At 70.1% G+C, this 15897-nt stretch carries 15 protein-coding genes; 3 read left to right on the forward strand and 12 right to left on the reverse strand.

Features of this window, described 5'->3' with window-relative positions; all coding sequences use genetic code 11:
• Nucleotides 1-59 precede the first annotated feature (59 nt).
• Together ACPPVT_RS15005 and ACPPVT_RS15010 are read right to left on the reverse strand one after the other, a co-directional pair.
• On the reverse strand, nt 60-323 hold the full coding sequence (locus ACPPVT_RS15005) for a type II toxin-antitoxin system Phd/YefM family antitoxin (protein ID WP_426561593.1): 264 nt from the start codon (nt 321-323) through the stop codon (nt 60-62).
• Between the two features lie 91 nt (nt 324-414).
• A complete protein-coding gene (locus ACPPVT_RS15010; protein ID WP_426561595.1) occupies nt 415-1269 on the reverse strand; it encodes a phosphotransferase family protein in 855 nt (284 codons plus the stop codon).
• A 175-nt stretch (nt 1270-1444) separates the two neighbouring features.
• On the opposite strand from ACPPVT_RS15010, the gene ACPPVT_RS15015 reads away from it, so the two are divergent.
• A complete protein-coding gene (locus ACPPVT_RS15015) occupies nt 1445-1837 on the forward strand; it encodes a hypothetical protein (RefSeq protein WP_426561597.1) in 393 nt (130 codons plus the stop codon).
• Nucleotides 1838-1865: 28 nt separating this feature from the next.
• On the opposite strand, the gene ACPPVT_RS15020 is transcribed toward ACPPVT_RS15015, so the two are convergent.
• The 3 genes from ACPPVT_RS15020 to ACPPVT_RS15030 form a co-directional block, all read right to left on the reverse strand.
• Nucleotides 1866-2702 carry a DUF6159 family protein gene (locus tag ACPPVT_RS15020; protein WP_426561599.1) on the reverse strand — a complete coding sequence of 279 codons (837 nt, stop codon included), beginning with the start codon at nt 2700-2702 and terminating at the stop codon, nt 1866-1868.
• 104 nt (nt 2703-2806) lie between these two features.
• Nucleotides 2807-3751: an SPFH domain-containing protein gene (locus tag ACPPVT_RS15025; RefSeq protein ID WP_426561601.1), complete on the reverse strand. Its 945-nt coding sequence runs from the start codon at nt 3749-3751 to the stop codon at nt 2807-2809.
• Nucleotides 3752-4177: 426 nt separating this feature from the next.
• On the reverse strand, nt 4178-4759 hold the full coding sequence (locus ACPPVT_RS15030) for a DUF1990 family protein (protein ID WP_426561603.1): 582 nt from the start codon (nt 4757-4759) through the stop codon (nt 4178-4180).
• A gap of 628 nt (nt 4760-5387) precedes the next feature.
• Between ACPPVT_RS15030 and ACPPVT_RS15035 the strand changes: the two genes are divergently transcribed.
• Nucleotides 5388-6035 carry a hypothetical protein gene (locus tag ACPPVT_RS15035; protein ID WP_426561605.1) on the forward strand — a complete coding sequence of 216 codons (648 nt, stop codon included), beginning with the start codon at nt 5388-5390 and terminating at the stop codon, nt 6033-6035.
• Between the two features lie 660 nt (nt 6036-6695).
• On the opposite strand, the gene ACPPVT_RS15040 is transcribed toward ACPPVT_RS15035, so the two are convergent.
• The 3 genes from ACPPVT_RS15040 to ACPPVT_RS15050 are packed head-to-tail and all read right to left on the reverse strand — an operon-like array spanning nt 6696 to nt 9065.
• Complete coding sequence (locus ACPPVT_RS15040; RefSeq protein ID WP_426561607.1) at nt 6696-6980, reverse strand: ubiquitin-like small modifier protein 1; 285 nt, start codon at nt 6978-6980, stop codon at nt 6696-6698.
• Between the two features lies 1 nt (nt 6981).
• Nucleotides 6982-8082, reverse strand: coding sequence for an exo-alpha-sialidase (locus ACPPVT_RS15045; RefSeq protein WP_426561609.1), 1101 nt, complete (start codon nt 8080-8082; stop codon nt 6982-6984).
• On the reverse strand, nt 8079-9065 hold the full coding sequence (locus ACPPVT_RS15050; RefSeq protein WP_426561611.1) for a 2-hydroxyacid dehydrogenase: 987 nt from the start codon (nt 9063-9065) through the stop codon (nt 8079-8081). The genes ACPPVT_RS15045 and ACPPVT_RS15050 overlap by 4 nt, the downstream gene beginning before the upstream one ends.
• A 52-nt stretch (nt 9066-9117) precedes the next feature.
• Between ACPPVT_RS15050 and ACPPVT_RS15055 the strand changes: the two genes are divergently transcribed.
• Nucleotides 9118-10299: a PQQ-dependent sugar dehydrogenase gene (locus ACPPVT_RS15055; RefSeq protein WP_426561613.1), complete on the forward strand. Its 1182-nt coding sequence runs from the start codon at nt 9118-9120 to the stop codon at nt 10297-10299.
• A 72-nt stretch (nt 10300-10371) separates the two neighbouring features.
• Here the strand turns inward: ACPPVT_RS15055 and gatB are convergent, their stop codons facing one another.
• From gatB to ACPPVT_RS15075, 4 genes are read right to left on the reverse strand one after another with little or no spacing between them, the layout of a single operon-like run.
• Entirely contained in the window at nt 10372-11904 is a 1533-nt protein-coding gene (gene gatB / locus ACPPVT_RS15060; RefSeq protein WP_426561615.1) for an Asp-tRNA(Asn)/Glu-tRNA(Gln) amidotransferase subunit GatB, read from the reverse strand.
• A complete protein-coding gene (gene gatA, locus ACPPVT_RS15065; protein ID WP_426561617.1) occupies nt 11901-13424 on the reverse strand; it encodes an Asp-tRNA(Asn)/Glu-tRNA(Gln) amidotransferase subunit GatA in 1524 nt (507 codons plus the stop codon). Before gatA ends, gatB begins: the two co-directional genes overlap by 4 nt.
• On the reverse strand, nt 13424-13765 hold the full coding sequence (gatC, locus tag ACPPVT_RS15070) for an Asp-tRNA(Asn)/Glu-tRNA(Gln) amidotransferase subunit GatC (RefSeq protein ID WP_426561619.1): 342 nt from the start codon (nt 13763-13765) through the stop codon (nt 13424-13426). The genes gatA and gatC overlap by 1 nt, the downstream gene beginning before the upstream one ends.
• A gap of 10 nt (nt 13766-13775) precedes the next feature.
• Entirely contained in the window at nt 13776-15842 is a 2067-nt protein-coding gene (locus ACPPVT_RS15075) for a putative bifunctional diguanylate cyclase/phosphodiesterase (protein ID WP_426561621.1), read from the reverse strand.
• Nucleotides 15843-15897: the final 55 nt, after the last annotated feature.

Genomic DNA, 15897 nt, shown 5'->3' on the forward strand with positions numbered 1-15897 from the left:
CAGACATCCGGGCGAGGGCAGACCCGGCGTTGCACCCTCGCCGTCGACGCGCCGACTACTCAGTAGTGGTGCCGCACCTGGATAATGATCAGCTGGTCGCCGTCGACCGTAGCGCGCACATCAGCGAGGCTCTCGCGCAGACGCTTAGCATTGCGTGGGGAGCTAAGCAGGTACACCGTCTCAATCAGCCCGCGGTACTCGTCGGCCGGCACCAGGTAGGCGGTGCCACCCTTGGCCACGATCTCGACGGCCTGCTGGTCGTCGTCGACCTCAGCGATGAGCGGGAACAGGCGCTTGCGCGCGTCGCTCGCGGTCACGGACATGGCACACACCTCCAGTGGTACGAGATACTGCACCACTCCAGGTACGGCTGGCGTGACGCAACGCCTCACGCTGATGAGAGACCGTTGCCTGCTAGTCCGTTGCCAGTGGTCCCAGCGCGGGCCAGGGTGGCCCCTGGCCGAGCACGTCGAGCAGGTTCAATCCGTGTCGACGCCCTTGCGGAAACTCGTCATGCACGTCCCAGCGCCAGGCCGCCACCATCGCTATCACGAGCCGACGGCATTCCTGGACCAGCACCAGATCGGCATCTGGGTACAACCGGGTGACCTCTTCCGGCGCATGGGCAAGATCGAACTCGATTGGGCCCCGGCAACAAGTCTCGAGATCGATGAACAGCAGGCCATCCGGCGTGTTCAGCAGGTTTCCCGGATGCGGCTCGCCGTGCAGCAGTTGCTCCGATCTACGTCGGCCGCGAACTGCCTGACGTGCGTCTTGAATCGTGTCGAGCAGCAGACGCCTGTCGGCGTCACGAAGCTCCGGGGTCTCGTCTCGGCTTGTCAGCAGATCCTCGGCCGCGGCCACTCGTTCCGTGAAGTGCGGTGCGTCGACCTCGATGCTCCGCATCGCCGCATGGAGGTGATGCATGGCACGGGCGTACATCGGGGGTGCGGCCATGGCAGAGGTTGAGGCGTAGTGGGTCCAGAAAGTGACCGCGAAGCCATCACGCTCGTACACACCTGGTTCGACGCGCCGATCCAGCGACACGACAGGAGCCGAGACTGCGGCCAACGCCTCTGCGACCAGGACCTCGAAAGCTGCGACTTCTTGCCCGACCTGCGCAGTTCGGGCGAACACATCACACGGCAGCAAGCGCAAGGCGAGCTTGTTCGAGTTCTGGATCACGACCGCTTCGCTGACGTGCAGGTCGAGTTCGCGTCCGAGGGAAGACACCGCGGAGGCGGCACGAGCCACGAGCGCCGCCTTCACGAAGTGCATCCTCGCACGTGTCCGCCCTCGGCTCGCGCGGTCAGCCAGCAAGATCCGGGCGGGCGTAGCCGCCCTCACCGGGCATGACTTCGCTATCCGCTGGGCGCGGCCAGGCGGACATCGGCTTGACTGATGCCACGGCCGCCAAGAGCGCGGCGACTGGCCGGGAGGTGTCATGTCCACCACTACGATCGCAATCCTCGTGCCCGGCGCGGTGTCGCTGATTGTGGCCCTCGCGAGTATCGGTAGCACCGTATGGCTGACCCGGCATAGCGACGATAGAGCGCAGAGTCAGTGGGACCGTGATCAGCGGGCGTCGCGGGTTGTGTGGCTGCGGGACAAGCGCGCTGAGGCGTACGAAGCGTTCCTGACCTGGAACAGCAACCCGTCCGAGGAGGACCGGGTCACCAACCAGGCAGCGACCGCGGGCAAGCTCGCGACATGGGGGAGCGAGCGTGTGAACAGACTCTTCCAACGTTGCTGGCAGTTGCCCGCGTCTACAGAGCGGGACGAGGCGTGGACTCAGCTCACGCAGGCGATCCATGGCGAGCTTGGGTTCGACGACTGACCCGGTCCCCCGACGGCAGCGTGAAGGCTCAGAACGCGCGAGCGGCCAGGGAGGGCTCGATACCCGGGATGGGCGCTCCGGTGGCGTGCCGGTAGAGCACGACGCGCACGTACGTGCCGACGGCGGACACGACCATTCCCGCGGCCACGAGCCCCAGAGCACCCAGGGATGCGACGAGCACCCCGATGGCGGCGCCCGGTCCGGGCGCGACGGCGAGGAGCCCGAGTCCCGCGGTCAGCAAGAAGAATCCGGGCACCCACAAGAGCAGACCGAGGCCCCAGAACGGGACGGACGTCTTGGCCACCTTGCCCCAGGTCGCCTTCATCAGTCGACCGGACGAGCGCAGCGCATCGACCGGGCCGACCTCGTCGACGGCGAGAATCGGAACCACGAAGTAGGTCGCGACCCCCCAGGCCGCCTCTCCGATCAGGCGGGTGAGGAACCCGGCCAGCCCACCGAGGCGCTCCTGGATCAGGCGCAGCAGCAGGCCAACCGTCGCCAGCACCACGGCCCACTTGAGGATCACCATGCGCCGCGCCCATGCCGCGGCAAGCGCACTGCGCAGATCCGGGTCGCCGCCGTCGGCCCGTTCGACCGCCGCCGCAGCGAGCGCGACCTGGAAGAACACGGCCACGACGGTGGTCACCACGGCTACCACGACGACCACGGCGATCGCGCTGACCCGCGGGGAGTCGAAGTCGGTGTCCGGGTCGACCAGACCCAACCCGAAGCCGGCACCGAAGATGGCCAGCGCGGCCAGGGTGGTGAACGCGGCGGAGAGGACGGGTAGCCACAGCAGCTCGGTGTCCTTGCGGAGCAGCTGCCAGGAGGCGTTGAGCAGAGCGCGGCCGTTGGCCTTGTTCACGGGGTTTCTCTTCCTCGGTGTGGTGGCACGCCGGGCTCAGCCTGAGCCAGTCGTGATGATGCGCAGAAGTGGGTCAAGCTCGGTCACCTGTGGCGGCGGTTGGCCTACTTCGACGTGATCGCGAACCCGGAGCCCGGGGCGAACGTCGTCACGTTCGGCGGGATCGCCTTGAGGGTGTCGATGCTCGCGCAGGCGGGGCAGTCGGCGTATCCGCGCTGGCGCTGCCGGTTGGCCTCTGCGTCGGCGGTGGCGGAGGCGACTCGCGCCTGGGCCTGGGAGACCAGTGCGAACGCGGACTGGACGTCCGTGATGGCCTTCTGCAGGTCGTCTGGCAGCGTGGTCTTGACGAGGTTGAACCGGACGTCCTGGATGGCCGGCCCGCCGAGGGTGGCGGTGAGGTTGGCTGTCAGGGCGGTGTTGACGGCGTCTTGCACCTTGGCGATCGTCTCGTTGTTCTTCGCGCCGCCGTTGAGGTCGACCACGCTCTTCACCTTCGTCGGATCCGCAGCTGCAGCAGCCGCGCTGCCGTTCTGCACGAGGATGCACGCGGCCTGCAGGTCGACGCAGCGCACGCTGCCGATCTGCTCCCGCAAGGAGTTGGAGATCTCCGGACGGACGACGTTGTCCAGGAAGGCCGACCAGCCGGCGTCCCCCTGCCAGGGGAAGTACTGCTGGCCGTCCACCGCGCGGTAGGTGCGAGTGCCGAAGCGGTTGTCGAAGTCGTTGAGCGCCTTGGCATCGGTGTTCAGGGTGAAGTAGACGATGCCTTCGACGCCGACCTCGACGCCGTCGCTCGTCGGCAGGTTCTCCACGTCGACGCCTGACCGGTCGCCGCGCTTGTTGTCGCCGGTGATCGAGTAGTAGCGCTGGGTCGAGGGGTAGGTGTGCCCGGTGGAGAAGAACCCGGTCCAGGTGCGCGCCGAACCGGGCGACAGCGGGGCTTGGCGGATGTTCCTGTTGTCAAAGGGGCCACCGTTGCGGATGACGGCCACCTCGCCACCTTCGGTGCGAGTGAAGCCGTCCAGGAGCACCGAACCTGCGACGGCCACCAACAGGAGGCCAGCCAGGACAACGAGGATGCGCCGTGGACGCCAGAACCGCGACGGCTGCCGGCTGCGCAGGCTGCGATACCTGGACGAGACGGCGGAAGCCGGAGCTGTGGCGTCGCTGCCACTGGAGTCAGACGAGGCGGGCTCGGGCGTGGAGTTGGAGCTGGTCAACGGGGTCTCTCCGGAATTCGTGTTCAGGGCTGGTCGGCTTGCGGAGGTCCGACGCACGGAGCGTCGCTACCGTTCCGCGTCTCCTTGAGTCAGCCCGCCGACCCTCGGGCTGTCCGGGCCGGCTCTGTCGCGGCATTGGTGCCGCCACTTCAACGCCTCAATATCGTCCTGACGCCGGGGCTCCTTGAATGTGGCGCCGGTCACTCGCTGGTCCACCGGAGCATGCGCGCTGGAGAGGCCTTGTTCGGCAACGCGTCAGATAGAGCGTAGGTAGCGGTTAGTTACCCAGTCCTGGATGGTCGAACTGACCGGAGGCGCGAGCCTGGCCAACTTTGAGGCTGGGCGGGAGAAGGCGGTGACGGCGAACGTGACGGTGTCGTCCTCGGCCAAGCTCACCGTGAACGCTTCTTCACCGCTCTCGGGATGTCCGGCCAGGGTGCCGTATGCGAATCCTTGGCGTCTTGCCTCGTCGATCAGGTAGATCACTCGCACGGGTGCGGCGATGGCAACAGGTCGCCGACCGAGGAGCAACAGGGCGGGCTCGTCAGCCGTCACGACCGAGGCGGGGCTGCGAACCTGGAGGCCGGCTCGCCGGTGCACCTGCCACGACAGCAGGGCAGTGGCTGCGGATTCGAACCTGGTGTGACCGTGCCCGATGTCCCGGGACCGCTGAAAGTGTCGATAGCCGGCTGGCAGTTTCTCCGCTGTCGCCCCGACTTCGTCATAGTTGAACTCAGCCAGCCGAAGTTCGCTCAAGTCCGTCGACCATCCCACAGACACATGCTGTCCGACGATCCGACCGAACTGGCAGGCACCGGCGACCGTGATCGCGCTCAACGCGGCTAGATCCGGAAGTCTACGGCCGGCTTCCCTCCCTTTGAGCCAGTCGGCGGTAGCAGCGGCGCTGGTCGAGCTCGACTCCTGATCGTGGCGACTCAGATGGCAAACCGCTGGACCGCTGGGTGTGTGTCGATCTCTTGGAATCGCACCTCGAACGAGCCCCGCGCGAAACCAGCCGCCGATCCAGGCACCTCCGATGCGCAGCAAACCGGCGGCCTCCTGCGAGGCTGCATTTCCATCCGATCATCGGCTACTTGTTCACTTGCGGTATGGCCTGACTCTGGCGAGGTCCAGGCGTTCGGTCCGTGGCTCTCACATCGGCGGCCCGCCTTGTGGGCTGGAGCCCTCATCTGGCCCAGCGCGGGCCGGGCGTCGCTCCACAGGAGTCGCGAGGGGCTCAAGAGGTTGCTCAGCTCGAAGCGGCGGTTCCCTCCTGGCACGGCAACCAAGTTCAGGGTCGAGGCGAGGAGGTCAATCTTGCGGAACGGCTGAGCGGCCGCCCGCTCGACAAGCTCAGATGCTCTGCTTCGGTGTTTCTGCTCTGAAATCGGCCATCTGCGCCCGATGATGCAGATACATATCAGCGGCCCGGTCACCGGACTCGCCTTCGAACGGGAGACACCCGATGCGCCGCACCGCTCATAAGCCGACCCTGACCGTCCTGGCGGCCGTGGCAGTGACCCTGCTGTCCGGGTGCGGTGACACCGGCGTCGTCACCTCGCCCACACCGACTGCGAACCGCGAATGCCAGCGGCTGACCAACGATGAGGTCGATACACTCGCCGCCGACCACCTGACCGGCCCGGACGAGACCGCCATCGCCGGTTTGCAGTCGTGCGTGTGGCACACCAAGGACAACAGCACAGCGGTGACAGTGACACACGTGGATGCCAGCGTTTGGGCCACGAAGCTCCCAGCTCTCCTGGACCAGGTGGAGAAGGGTGGCCTAGCGAAGAATGAGAAGACCCAGGAGCAGCTAGCCAACGTCCGCGGCGTGTTGGAGGCCGGCGGAAGCATGGACGCGGCCACCGCCTGCCAGATGTTCAGCACATTGCTGGAGATGCAGGGACAGCCAGCGGGTACCACCCGGTCGGTGTTCTTCTACCCGACCAAGGCGCATCCTCAGGCCATGACCGGACAAGCGTGTGAGAATGGCGTCTTCACCAACGTCTCCGTGGCCCGCCCGGACTTGAAGGGCACAACCGAAGAGGGCCATCGGGTCCTGGCCGCGCTCATATCGGCGGCAGGTTCGGATGGCAGCGTAAACGGCTGAGACCGCGGACGAGACAGGGCGCGTCACCACTAGCGATGGGCACCGGACCGCTCCAGATGTCCCAACGTCCCGCGCAATGAAGCGCGGCGACTGCTGTGGTTGGTGATCGCTGTGTCTACCGGCCCAGCATCATCCAGCGATGTGCCGGGATCCGTTCACTCGGCGGCCCACACGCCCTCGGTCGCGCACTTGGCCGGGATCACCGCATGTCCGATCTTGACGTCGTGCGTGGCCGGTGTGTCACGCAAGCGGCCGCCACCGAAGTGGATGTGATCGTCGAGCGGCGTGAATACGGGTGATCATCTCAATGCGACCTGAAGGGGTCCAGAGCCGATCGAACGACAAACCCCGCGCACCGCCCTCAACGCGGTTACGGATGACGTCTGGGGTGGATTCCGTGAAGTGGTCGCTATGACAGCCACTTTGCGGAATCCATAGCAGAGCCCATGCGACTCAAGGGCGAGTCTCGGCCGTCGCCGCGCGTGCTGCGAGTCATGCGGCCCGTGGTGCGATCGAAGCGGCCGCGATCACGACCACCGCGCTCGCATCACACCTCGCGTCTCGGGTCCAAGCGGACGACGGGATCGCGGCTGAGAGTTGAAACCTGGGCTCGCGGACCCGTGAATCCGATACCCGCGCCGACTCCGGGTCAGGCGCGGGTCAGCCGCCGGCGACCGAGGGCAGCACGTGCAGCACGGCGCCGGCTCGTAGTTCCGTGTCCACCCCACTCAGCGCACGCACGTCGTCCCCGTCCACAAAGACGTTCACGTGTCGGCGCAAGGCCCCGGTCTCGTCGCGCAGCCGCCGTCCGAGCTCGGGCCAGCGACCGGCCATCTCGGCGACCGCCGCGCGGACGTCGGCGCCGTCGGCGAGCTCGAGCCGCACCTCGTCGGCGCCCTGCGCATGCTCGCGCAGCACCCCGGGCAGCAGCACCTGCACCTGCATGTCAGTCCTGCACCACCGCAGCACGCACGCAGAGCACGTCCGGCAGATTCTCGGCGACGGTGGTGAACGTGCGTCCCTCGTCGCCGCTTGCGTACACGCTGCCGGCGCGGGTGCCGAAGTACACCCCGACCGGGTCGAGGTCGTCCACGCAGGCCGCGTCCCGCAGTGGCGTCACCCAGCAGTGGTCGGGCAGGCCGGACTCGCTCGCCGTCCAGCTGTGCCCGGCATCGTCGGTGCGCAGCACCCGCAGCTTGCCTTGCGGCGGAACACGTTCGGCGTCAGCCACCAGAGGCACCACCCACGCGCGGTCACGATCCCGGGGATGCCCGAGCGCGACGAAGCCGAAGTCGGCGGGCAACCCGTCGGCGATCGAGGTCCACTGCTGACCTCCGTCGTCCGAGCGATACACGCCGTGGTGGTTCTGCGCGTACATCCGCTGACCGTCCTGGCCGGCCGGTGCGACCTTGTGCACACACTGGCCGAACTCCGGGTAAGGGTCCGGCATGTGCGAGACCTTGATCCCGGAGTTGTACGGCCGCCAGCTCTGGCCGCCGTCCTGGCTGCGGTAGACGCCACCGGTGCTCATCGCCACGGTGACCTCGCTGTCGTCGCTCGGGTGCGGCAGGACGGTGTGCACCGCCGCTCCCCCGAAGCCCGGGTACCACTGCGGTCGGTGCGGGTGGTCCCACAGGCCCTCGACCAGGGAGAACGTGCTGCCACCGTCGGTGCTGCGCCACAGGGACGTCGGCTCGCACCCCGCCCACACCAGGCCCGGGCGGGCGGCGGTGTCGGGATGGATCTGCCAGACCCGTTCCAGCGAGGCGCCGCTGCTCTCGGGGAAGACGATTGCGCCGCCCTCGTGCTCGGTCCAGGTCTGGCCGAGGTCCTCGCTGTGCTGCACCGTCGGTCCCCAGTGCTCGGACCGCGCGCCGACCAGCAGCCGTGGTGCACCCCCGCGGGCGTCGATCGCCACCGAGGGCACTTCCGTGGCGAGCAGGTAGGGACCGTCCACCTTCCAGGCCTCGCGGTCGTCGCTGCGGGCGAGCCAGAGCCCCTTGCGAGTGCCGATGGCCAACAACACCGATGTCTGCATGCCACTCATGACCGCGCCTCTCCCGCGAACTCATCGCCGAACTGCCCACGGACCACGATGCCGCGCAACGGCCGCCCCGTCGAGAGCCGGTCCAGCTGCTCGCGCAGCATCCGGCCGGCCCTGGGGGTGAACGCGCTGGTCGCTCCACCGACGTGCGGGCTGATCAGCACGCCGGGCGCCGACCAGAGCGGGTGCCCCTCGGGCAGCGGCTCCGGCTCGGTCACGTCCAGCCCGGCCAGCAGCCGGCCGCTGTTCAGCTCCGCGACGAGGGCGTCGGTGTCGACCACCCCACCCCGTGCGACGTTCACCAGCACCGCGCCGTCCGGCATCGCCGCCAGGAAGTCGGCGTCCACCATGGCTCGCGTGGCGTCATTCAGCGGGACGGTCAGCACGACCACGTCGTGCTGGGGCAGCAGGTCGGCCAGGGCGCCGACGCCGTGCACCTGCTGGACCCCAAGCGCCGCCTCCTCCGGCCGCGGGGCCCTGGCTCGGGATGCCACCGCGGTCACCTGGGCCTCGAAGGCGGTCATCCGCCCGGCGACCGCACGGCCCACGCCGCCGAACCCGACCACGAGGACGCGACGGTCGGCCAGCGCACGCCGGCGCTGCGGCGCCCAGCGCCCGTGCTCGGCGTCGCGGACGAAGTCCGGGAAGCCGCGCAGGACGGCCAGGGCGAGTCCGACGGCCAGCTCGGACGTCGAGCTGTCGTGCACCCCCACGGCGTTCGCGAGGGCGACCCCCTCGGGCAGCAGCGGCAACATCGACTCGTAGCCGGCCGTGAGGGTCTGCACCAGGCGCAGGTTCGGTAGCGCCGCCAGCACCGGCCGCCAGTCACCGACCTCCATGTACGGCGGGACGACGACCGAGATCTCCTCGGGTCGCTCGGCCGGCGCGGACAGGTCCCAAAGCCGGACGCGCACCCCGTCCGGCGGCGATCCCACCGCGTCGACGAAGTCCTGCTCGGGAAGCGTCACGACCCATGGCTGGTCCACCCGCCTCACGCTAGACGAGCGAGCCGAGATCGGAGAGGTCAGACTGAGCGGCATGCACCTTCGGGCCAGCGCTGCGGCGGGCACCCTCGTGCTGCTGCTGGCCGTCGCCTGCTCCGGCACGGACGACGCGGCCTCGCCGGCGCCGACCTCCGGCTCACCCAGCGCCACGACGTCCTCGCCGCCCGCCAGTGCGAGTGCGCCCTCCGCCTCGCCTTCCCGGTCGCCACTGGCCGTGCCGGCCACGTCGGTCGCCGGGGTCAAGGTCGTGGCCACCGGACTCGACGTGCCCTGGGGGCTGGCCCGGCAGGACGACGGGTCGTACCTGGCCAGCCTGCGCGACGAGGCCCGCATCGTGCGGGTGGCTCCGGACGGAAAGGTGGCGCGCGTTCCCGGCACCGGACCGGACGGCACCATCCCCGGCGTCCAGCCGGACGGCGAGGCTGGCCTGCTGGGGATCGCGTTCGCACCCGGTGACCAGAGCGTGCTCTACGCCTACCTGACCGCGGCCGGCGACAACCGGGTGGTGGCGATGCGCTACGCCGGCGGTCGCTTGGGAGCACCGACCCCGCTGGTCACCGGTATCCCCAAGGCGGACCACCACGACGGGGGCCGGATGGCGTTCGGTCCCGACGGGATGCTCTACGTGACCACCGGCGACGGTGGGGTCACCTCACGCGCCCAGGACCGGTCCAGCCTCGGCGGCAAGATCCTGCGGGTCACCAGGACCGGCGCTCCTGCGCCCGGCAACCCCTTCCCCGGTTCGCGGGTCTGGTCCTACGGCCACCGCAACGTGCAGGGCCTCGGCTGGGACGACCACGGCCGGATGTACGCCAGCGAGTTCGGCCAGGACACCTGGGACGAGCTCAACCGGATCCTGCCCGGCCACAACTACGGTTGGCCGCAGGTCGAGGGCATGGGGGACGCGGCCGACGTGCGCCGCGGGTTCACCCCGCCGCTCGTGGTCTGGCCGACGGACGACGCCTCGCCGAGCGGACTGGCGATCGGCCGGGGCGCGGTCTGGCTCGCCGCGCTGCGCGGGCAGCGGCTGTGGCGGGTGCCGCTGAACGCCGACGGCGCGACCGGGCAGCCGACGTCGTTGCTGCACAACGAGTACGGGCGGCTGCGCACCGCGGTCTTCGACCCCGACGGCACGCTGCTGGTGTTCACCAGCAACACCTTCCGCGGCAGCCCTGGCCCGGACGACGACCGACTGCTCCGGCTGACCCTGCACTGACCCTGCACTGACCCTGGGCTGAGCCTGCGCTGACGCTGGGACCGCCCAGCAGGGCAGGCCAGGCCCCCCCAGTCAGGTCAGGCGCTCGAGCACCAGCTCGCGCACCCGACCAGCGTCGGCCTGGCCACGCATCTCCTTCATCACGGCCCCGATCAGGGCCCCGGCGGCCGCGACCTTGCCATCCCGGACCTTCTGCGCGACGTCCGGGTTGGCCTCGATCGCGCGGTCGATGGCCGCACCCAGCGCGCTGTCGTCCGAGACCACCTCGAGGCCGCGGACGGTGACCACGTCCTCGGGCGAGCCCTCGCCGGCCAGCACGCCGTCCAGCACCTGCCGGGCGATCGTGTCGTTGATCCGGCCAGCGTCGACCAGGGCGGCGAGCTCGGCGATCTGGCGTGGCGTGATGGCCAGCTCGGTCAGCTCGACCCCGTCCGAGTTGGCCCGCCGGGCCAGCTCGCCGGTCCACCACTTGCGCGCGGCCGACGGTGCGGCGCCCTCCGCGACGGTCGCCTCGACCAGCTCGGTGGCCGACGCGTTGACCAGGTCACGCATCTCCAGGTCGGTGAAGCCCCAGTCCTGCTGGAGGCGGCGGCGACGCTGGTCGGGCGGCTCGGGCAAGGTGCCGCGCAGCTGCTCCACCCAGGCCGCGTCCGGCGCCACCGGCACCAGGTCGGGCTCGGGGAAGTAGCGGTAGTCCTCGGCGTCGGACTTGATCCGCCCGGACGTCGTCAGGCCCGAGTCCTCGTGCCAGTGCCGGGTCTCCTGGACGACCTTCTCGCCGGCCGTCAGCCGAGCGCCCTGCCGGGTCATCTCGTACCGGACGGCGCGCTCGACGCTGCGCAGCGAGTTGACGTTCTTGGTCTCCGTGCGGGTGCCCAGCGGCACCGACTCCTGGGCCAGCGGGTCGGACGCCTTGGGCCGCAACGAGACGTTGGCGTCGCAGCGCAGCGACCCCTGCTCCATCCGGACGTCCGAGACCTCGAGCGCGCGCAGCAGGTCGCGCAGCGCAGATACGTAGGCGCGGGCCACCTCGGGCGCGCGTTCGCCGGTGCCGGCCAGCGGCTTGGTGACGATCTCGATCAGCGGGATGCCGGCCCGGTTGTAGTCGACCAGCGAGTAGTCCGCGCCGTGGATGCGGCCGGTGGCGCCGCCCACGTGCAGCGACTTGCCGGTGTCCTCCTCCATGTGCGCGCGCTCGATCGCCACCCGGTAGGTCGTGCCGTCGTCCAGCTGCACGTCGAGGTAGCCGTTCGTGGCGATCGGCTCGTCGTACTGGGAGGTCTGGAAGTTCTTCGGCATGTCCGGGTAGAAGTAGTTCTTGCGCGCGAACCGGCCCCACGGCGTGATGTCGCAGTGCAGGGCGAGCCCGATCCGCACGGCCGACTCGACCGCCGCCGCGTTCACCACCGGCAGCGCGCCGGGCAGCCCGAGGCAGACCGGGCAGACCTGGGTGTTGGGCTCGGCGCCGAACTCGGTGCCGCAGCCGCAGAACATCTTGGTCCGGGTGGACAGCTCGACGTGCACCTCCAGGCCCAGCACCGGGTCGAACCGGGCCAGCACCTCGTCGTAGTCCAGGACCTCGTCGCTCACCCGCGTCGCGCTCATGCCGACACCTCCAGCTCGGGGGCCTGGGAGAGCAGCGGGCCCCCCCAACGTTCGGCCAGCATCGCCTCCAGCGCCGCTCCGACGCCGTACAGCCGCTCGTCCGCGGTCGCCGGCGCCAGCAGCTGGACGCCGACCGGCAGCCCGTCCTCCGGCGCCAGGCCGGCGGGCAGGGACATCCCCGGGACGCCGGCCAGGTTCGCCGGGATCGTGGCCACATCGTTGAGGTACATGGCGAGCGGGTCGTCCAGCTTCTCGCCGAGCCGGAACGCCGTCGTCGGCGCGGTCGGCGAGATCAGCACGTCCGCCTTGGCGAACGCCGCCTCGAAGTCGCGTGCGATCAGCGTGCGCACCTTCTGCGCCTGCCCGTAGTAGGCGTCGTAGTAGCCGCTGCTCAGCGCGTAGGTGCCGAGGATGATCCGGCGCTTGGCCTCGTCGCCGAAGCCGGCATCGCGCGTCGCGGCCATCACCTGCTCGGCCGTCGGCGCGTCGACACCCTCGGGCAGGACCCGCAGCCCGTACCGCATCGCGTCGAACTTGGCGAGGTTGCTGCTCGCCTCGCTCGGCAGGATCAGGTAGTACGCGGCCAGCGCGTACTCGAAGTGCGGGCAGGACACCTCGACGACCTCTGCGCCGGCGTCGGTCAGCAGTGCGACGGCCTCGTCGAAGCGTTGCCGCACACCGGCCTGGTAGCCCTGGCCTCCCAGCTCGCGAATCACCCCGACCTTGACGCCCTTGACGTGGGCGCGGCGGGCCCACTCGACCGCGGACGGCGCGGGCGCGTCGATGCTCGTCGAGTCCCGCGGGTCGTGCCCGCCGATCACCTCGTGCAGCAGCGCGGCGTCCAGCACCGTGCGGGTGCACGGGCCGGCCTGGTCCAGGCTGCTGGCCAATGCGATCAGGCCGTAGCGGGACACCCCGCCGTAGGTCGGCTTGACGCCGACGGTGCCGGTGACCGCGGCGGGCTGGCGGATCGAGCCGCCGGTGTCGGTGCCGATCGCCAACGGCGCCTCGAAGGCCGCGACGGCAGCAGCCGAGCCGCCACCGGAACCGCCCGGGATGCGGTCCAGGTCCCACGGGTTGCGGGTGGGACCGTACGCGGAGTGCTCGGTCGAGCTGCCCATCGCGAACTCGTCCATGTTGGTCTTGCCGAGGATGACCAGGCCGGCGCCCTTGAGCCGCTCGACCAGGGTCGCGTCGTACGGCGGCACCCAGCCCTCGAGCAGCCGCGAGCCCGCGGTGGTGGGCAGCCCGCGGGTGGCCACTACGTCCTTGACCGCGATCGGAACGCCGGCCAGCGGGTGCAGGGACTCCCCCGCCGCGCGACGGGTGTCCACATCGGCGGCCGCGGCCAGCGCCTCGTCCCGCGCGACGTGCAGGAACGCGTGCACGGCGGGGTCGACGGCGTCGATCCGGTCCAGGTGAGCCTGGGCGACCTCGACCGCGCTCACCTGACCGCTGCCCAGGGCCTGCGCCAGCTCGCTCGCGCTGCGGCGGGTCAGGTCTGCGTCCAAGGCCGCCATCAGTCCTCCTCCAGGATGCGCGGCACGCGGAAGCGTTGCAGCTCGCTGGCGGGCGCACCGGACAGGGCCTCCTGCGGGGTCAGGCACGGTGCCGGCTCGTCCGGCCGGGTGACGTTGGTCAGCGGCAACGGGTGCGACATCGGCGGGACGTCGTCGGCCGCGACCTCACCGACCCGTGCGACCGACTCGAGGATGACGCCGAGCTGGCCGACCAGCCGGTCGAGCTCGGCGTCGGTGGCTTCGATCCGGGCCAGCCCGGCCAGGTGCGCGACGTCCTCGCGGGACAGCGTCGACGGCTCCGAGGCCACGGCGGAGGTGGGGTCGGTCGGTGGTTCGGACATGCGCGCCAGTCTAGGGGTGGGTCGCGGGGACCCTCTCCAGCAGTCGCTCGGCCAGCCACTCGGTGGCTTTGGGTCCCGGCATCGGCCGGGCCAGGAACCAGCCCTGAGCCGTGTCGCACGCCATGTCCTTGATGGCCCGCCAGGCCACCTGCGTCTCGATGCCCTCGGCGACCACGTGCAGGCCCAGGCCGTGTGCGAGGCGGGTGGTGGCGCGCACCACGACCGCGTCCTCCTCGACCACGGCCGCGCGGCTGACGAAGCTGCGGTCGATCTTGATCTCGGCCAGTGGCAGCTCGCGCAGCAGACGCAGCGAGGACCAACCCGTGCCGAAGTCGTCCAGCGAGAGCCGCACGCCCAGGTCGCACAGCGCCTGCAGCGTCAGCCGGGCCCGGTCCATGTCGGCCGTCAGCACCCGCTCGGTGATCTCCAGGGTGAGCAGCTCGGCCGCCAGACCGTGCCGCTCGAGGGTCTGCGCGAGCCGGATCGGCATGGTGGCGTCGAGCAGGTCGCGGAACGAGACGTTGACGGCGACCGGCACCGTCATGCCCTGCCGTCCCCAGTCCGCCACCTGGGTCAGCGCGAGGTCCAGGATCACGTCGGTCAGCCGGTGCATCAGGCCGGACTGCTCGGCCACCGGGATGAACTCGTCCGGTGGGACCAGGCCACGGACCGGGTGGTTCCAGCGGACCAGCGCCTCGACGCCGGTGACCGTCTGGTCGCGCAGGCTCGCCTTGGGCTGGTAGTGCAGCTCGATCTCGCCCTGCTCGATGGCGTTGCGCAGGCCGCTGATCAGGCCGATCCGGGACGTCGAGTTGGCGTCCCGCGCCGAGTCGTAGACCTCGACGCCGGTGCGGTCGGCCTTGGCCAGGTACATCGCGACGTCCGCGCGGGAGAACAGCACCTCGTACTCGGTCGCGTGGTCCGGCACCAGGGCGACGCCGATGCTGCCCTCGATGTCGATCAGCTGCCCGTCGATGACCAGCTCGGCATCCAGTGCGGCACGCACCCGCTCGGCGATCGTCACGGCCGCGTCGACGTCGCGAACCCGACGGGTCAGGACCGCGAACTCGTCGCCGCCGACGCGGACGACGGTGTCCTCGGGACGCAGGGTGTCCTTGAGCCGCCGGGCGACCTGCCGCAGCACCTCGTCGCCGACCGGGTGGCCCAGGACGTCGTTGACCTCTTTGAAGCGGTCGAGGTCGAGCAGGAACAGGGCGCACGGCTCGCCGGTGCGCAGCGTCTCGGCGATCGCCTCGGAGGTCTCGGTGATCAGCCGCTTGCGGTTGGCCAGCCCCGTCAGGTCGTCGTGCTCGGCCAGGTGCTCGCTGCGCAGCGAGGCGGCGGCGCTGCGGTGGATCGCGTACATGGGCACGACGGTGAGCGCCACGAACGCGGGTGCGTGCTCCATCAGGACGGCGATCAGCGGGGCCAGGCCGAACTGGGCGGCCGACACCGTCGACTGGAAGCGCAGGTCGGACAGGAACTGGCGCCACGGCGAGACGCCGACGCTCATCCCGATGGCCGTGGCTACCAGTAGGTCGTTGACCACGAAGCAGCAGACCCCGACGACGACGATGACCAGCAGGTCGCCGATGCTGCGGGGCGTCCAGGTCGAGCTCAGGGTGGGGTGGATGCCGGCCGCCGCCAGCACCAGCCAGCCGGCCGCGGCGCTCAGCACGTACTGCGCCACGTTGAACAGGTTGCGCACCATGGCCTTGCGCGCGATGAGGCCGGCCAGCATGGCGGCGATCGCGTGCAGGATCACGGCCGGGACGAGGCCGAAGTGCAGCAGGACCGGGAACACGAAGGTGGTGGAGAGGGTGACTCCGAGCGGATCCGCCACCGAGGAGCCCATCACCGGCCGGATCTCGCCGAGCACGACCAGCACCAGGCAGGTGCCCAGGGCCAGGATCTGGCCGGCGTCCATGGCGCTGATGTCGCCGCGGGACACCGTGCTGATCGCGTAGGCGAGAAGGCCGATACCGGCGGTGATCACGACCGCCAGGTACGTGAGGAACAGCCGCGGCCTGGGCGCAGAGCGCAGCAGGTGGTTGCGCGCCTCGTCGGCACCGCTCACGTACAGCCCCACTCCTCGGTATGAGCGCCTTGAGGCTGGCGCGCAGACGTCTCGA

The organism is Angustibacter sp. McL0619 (assembly GCF_049994355.1).
In the GTDB taxonomy this organism is placed as follows: domain Bacteria; phylum Actinomycetota; class Actinomycetes; order Actinomycetales; family Angustibacteraceae; genus Angustibacter.

What these genes read in the sequence shown, in the direction of transcription:
- ACPPVT_RS15045 (WP_426561609.1), bottom strand. Translation starts at nt 8,082, where the DNA reads ATGAGTGGCATGCAGACATCGGTGTTGTTGGCCATCGGCACTCGCAAG.
- gatB (WP_426561615.1), bottom strand. Translation starts at nt 11,904, where the DNA reads ATGAGCGCGACGCGGGTGAGCGACGAGGTCCTGGACTACGACGAGGTG.
- gatC (WP_426561619.1), bottom strand. Translation starts at nt 13,765, where the DNA reads ATGTCCGAACCACCGACCGACCCCACCTCCGCCGTGGCCTCGGAGCCG.
- ACPPVT_RS15055 (WP_426561613.1), top strand. Translation starts at nt 9,118, where the DNA reads ATGCACCTTCGGGCCAGCGCTGCGGCGGGCACCCTCGTGCTGCTGCTG.
- ACPPVT_RS15040 (WP_426561607.1), bottom strand. Translation starts at nt 6,980, where the DNA reads ATGCAGGTGCAGGTGCTGCTGCCCGGGGTGCTGCGCGAGCATGCGCAG.
- ACPPVT_RS15035 (WP_426561605.1), top strand. Translation starts at nt 5,388, where the DNA reads ATGCGCCGCACCGCTCATAAGCCGACCCTGACCGTCCTGGCGGCCGTG.
- gatA (WP_426561617.1), bottom strand. Translation starts at nt 13,424, where the DNA reads ATGGCGGCCTTGGACGCAGACCTGACCCGCCGCAGCGCGAGCGAGCTG.
- ACPPVT_RS15015 (WP_426561597.1), top strand. Translation starts at nt 1,445, where the DNA reads ATGTCCACCACTACGATCGCAATCCTCGTGCCCGGCGCGGTGTCGCTG.
- ACPPVT_RS15005 (WP_426561593.1), bottom strand. Translation starts at nt 323, where the DNA reads ATGTCCGTGACCGCGAGCGACGCGCGCAAGCGCCTGTTCCCGCTCATC.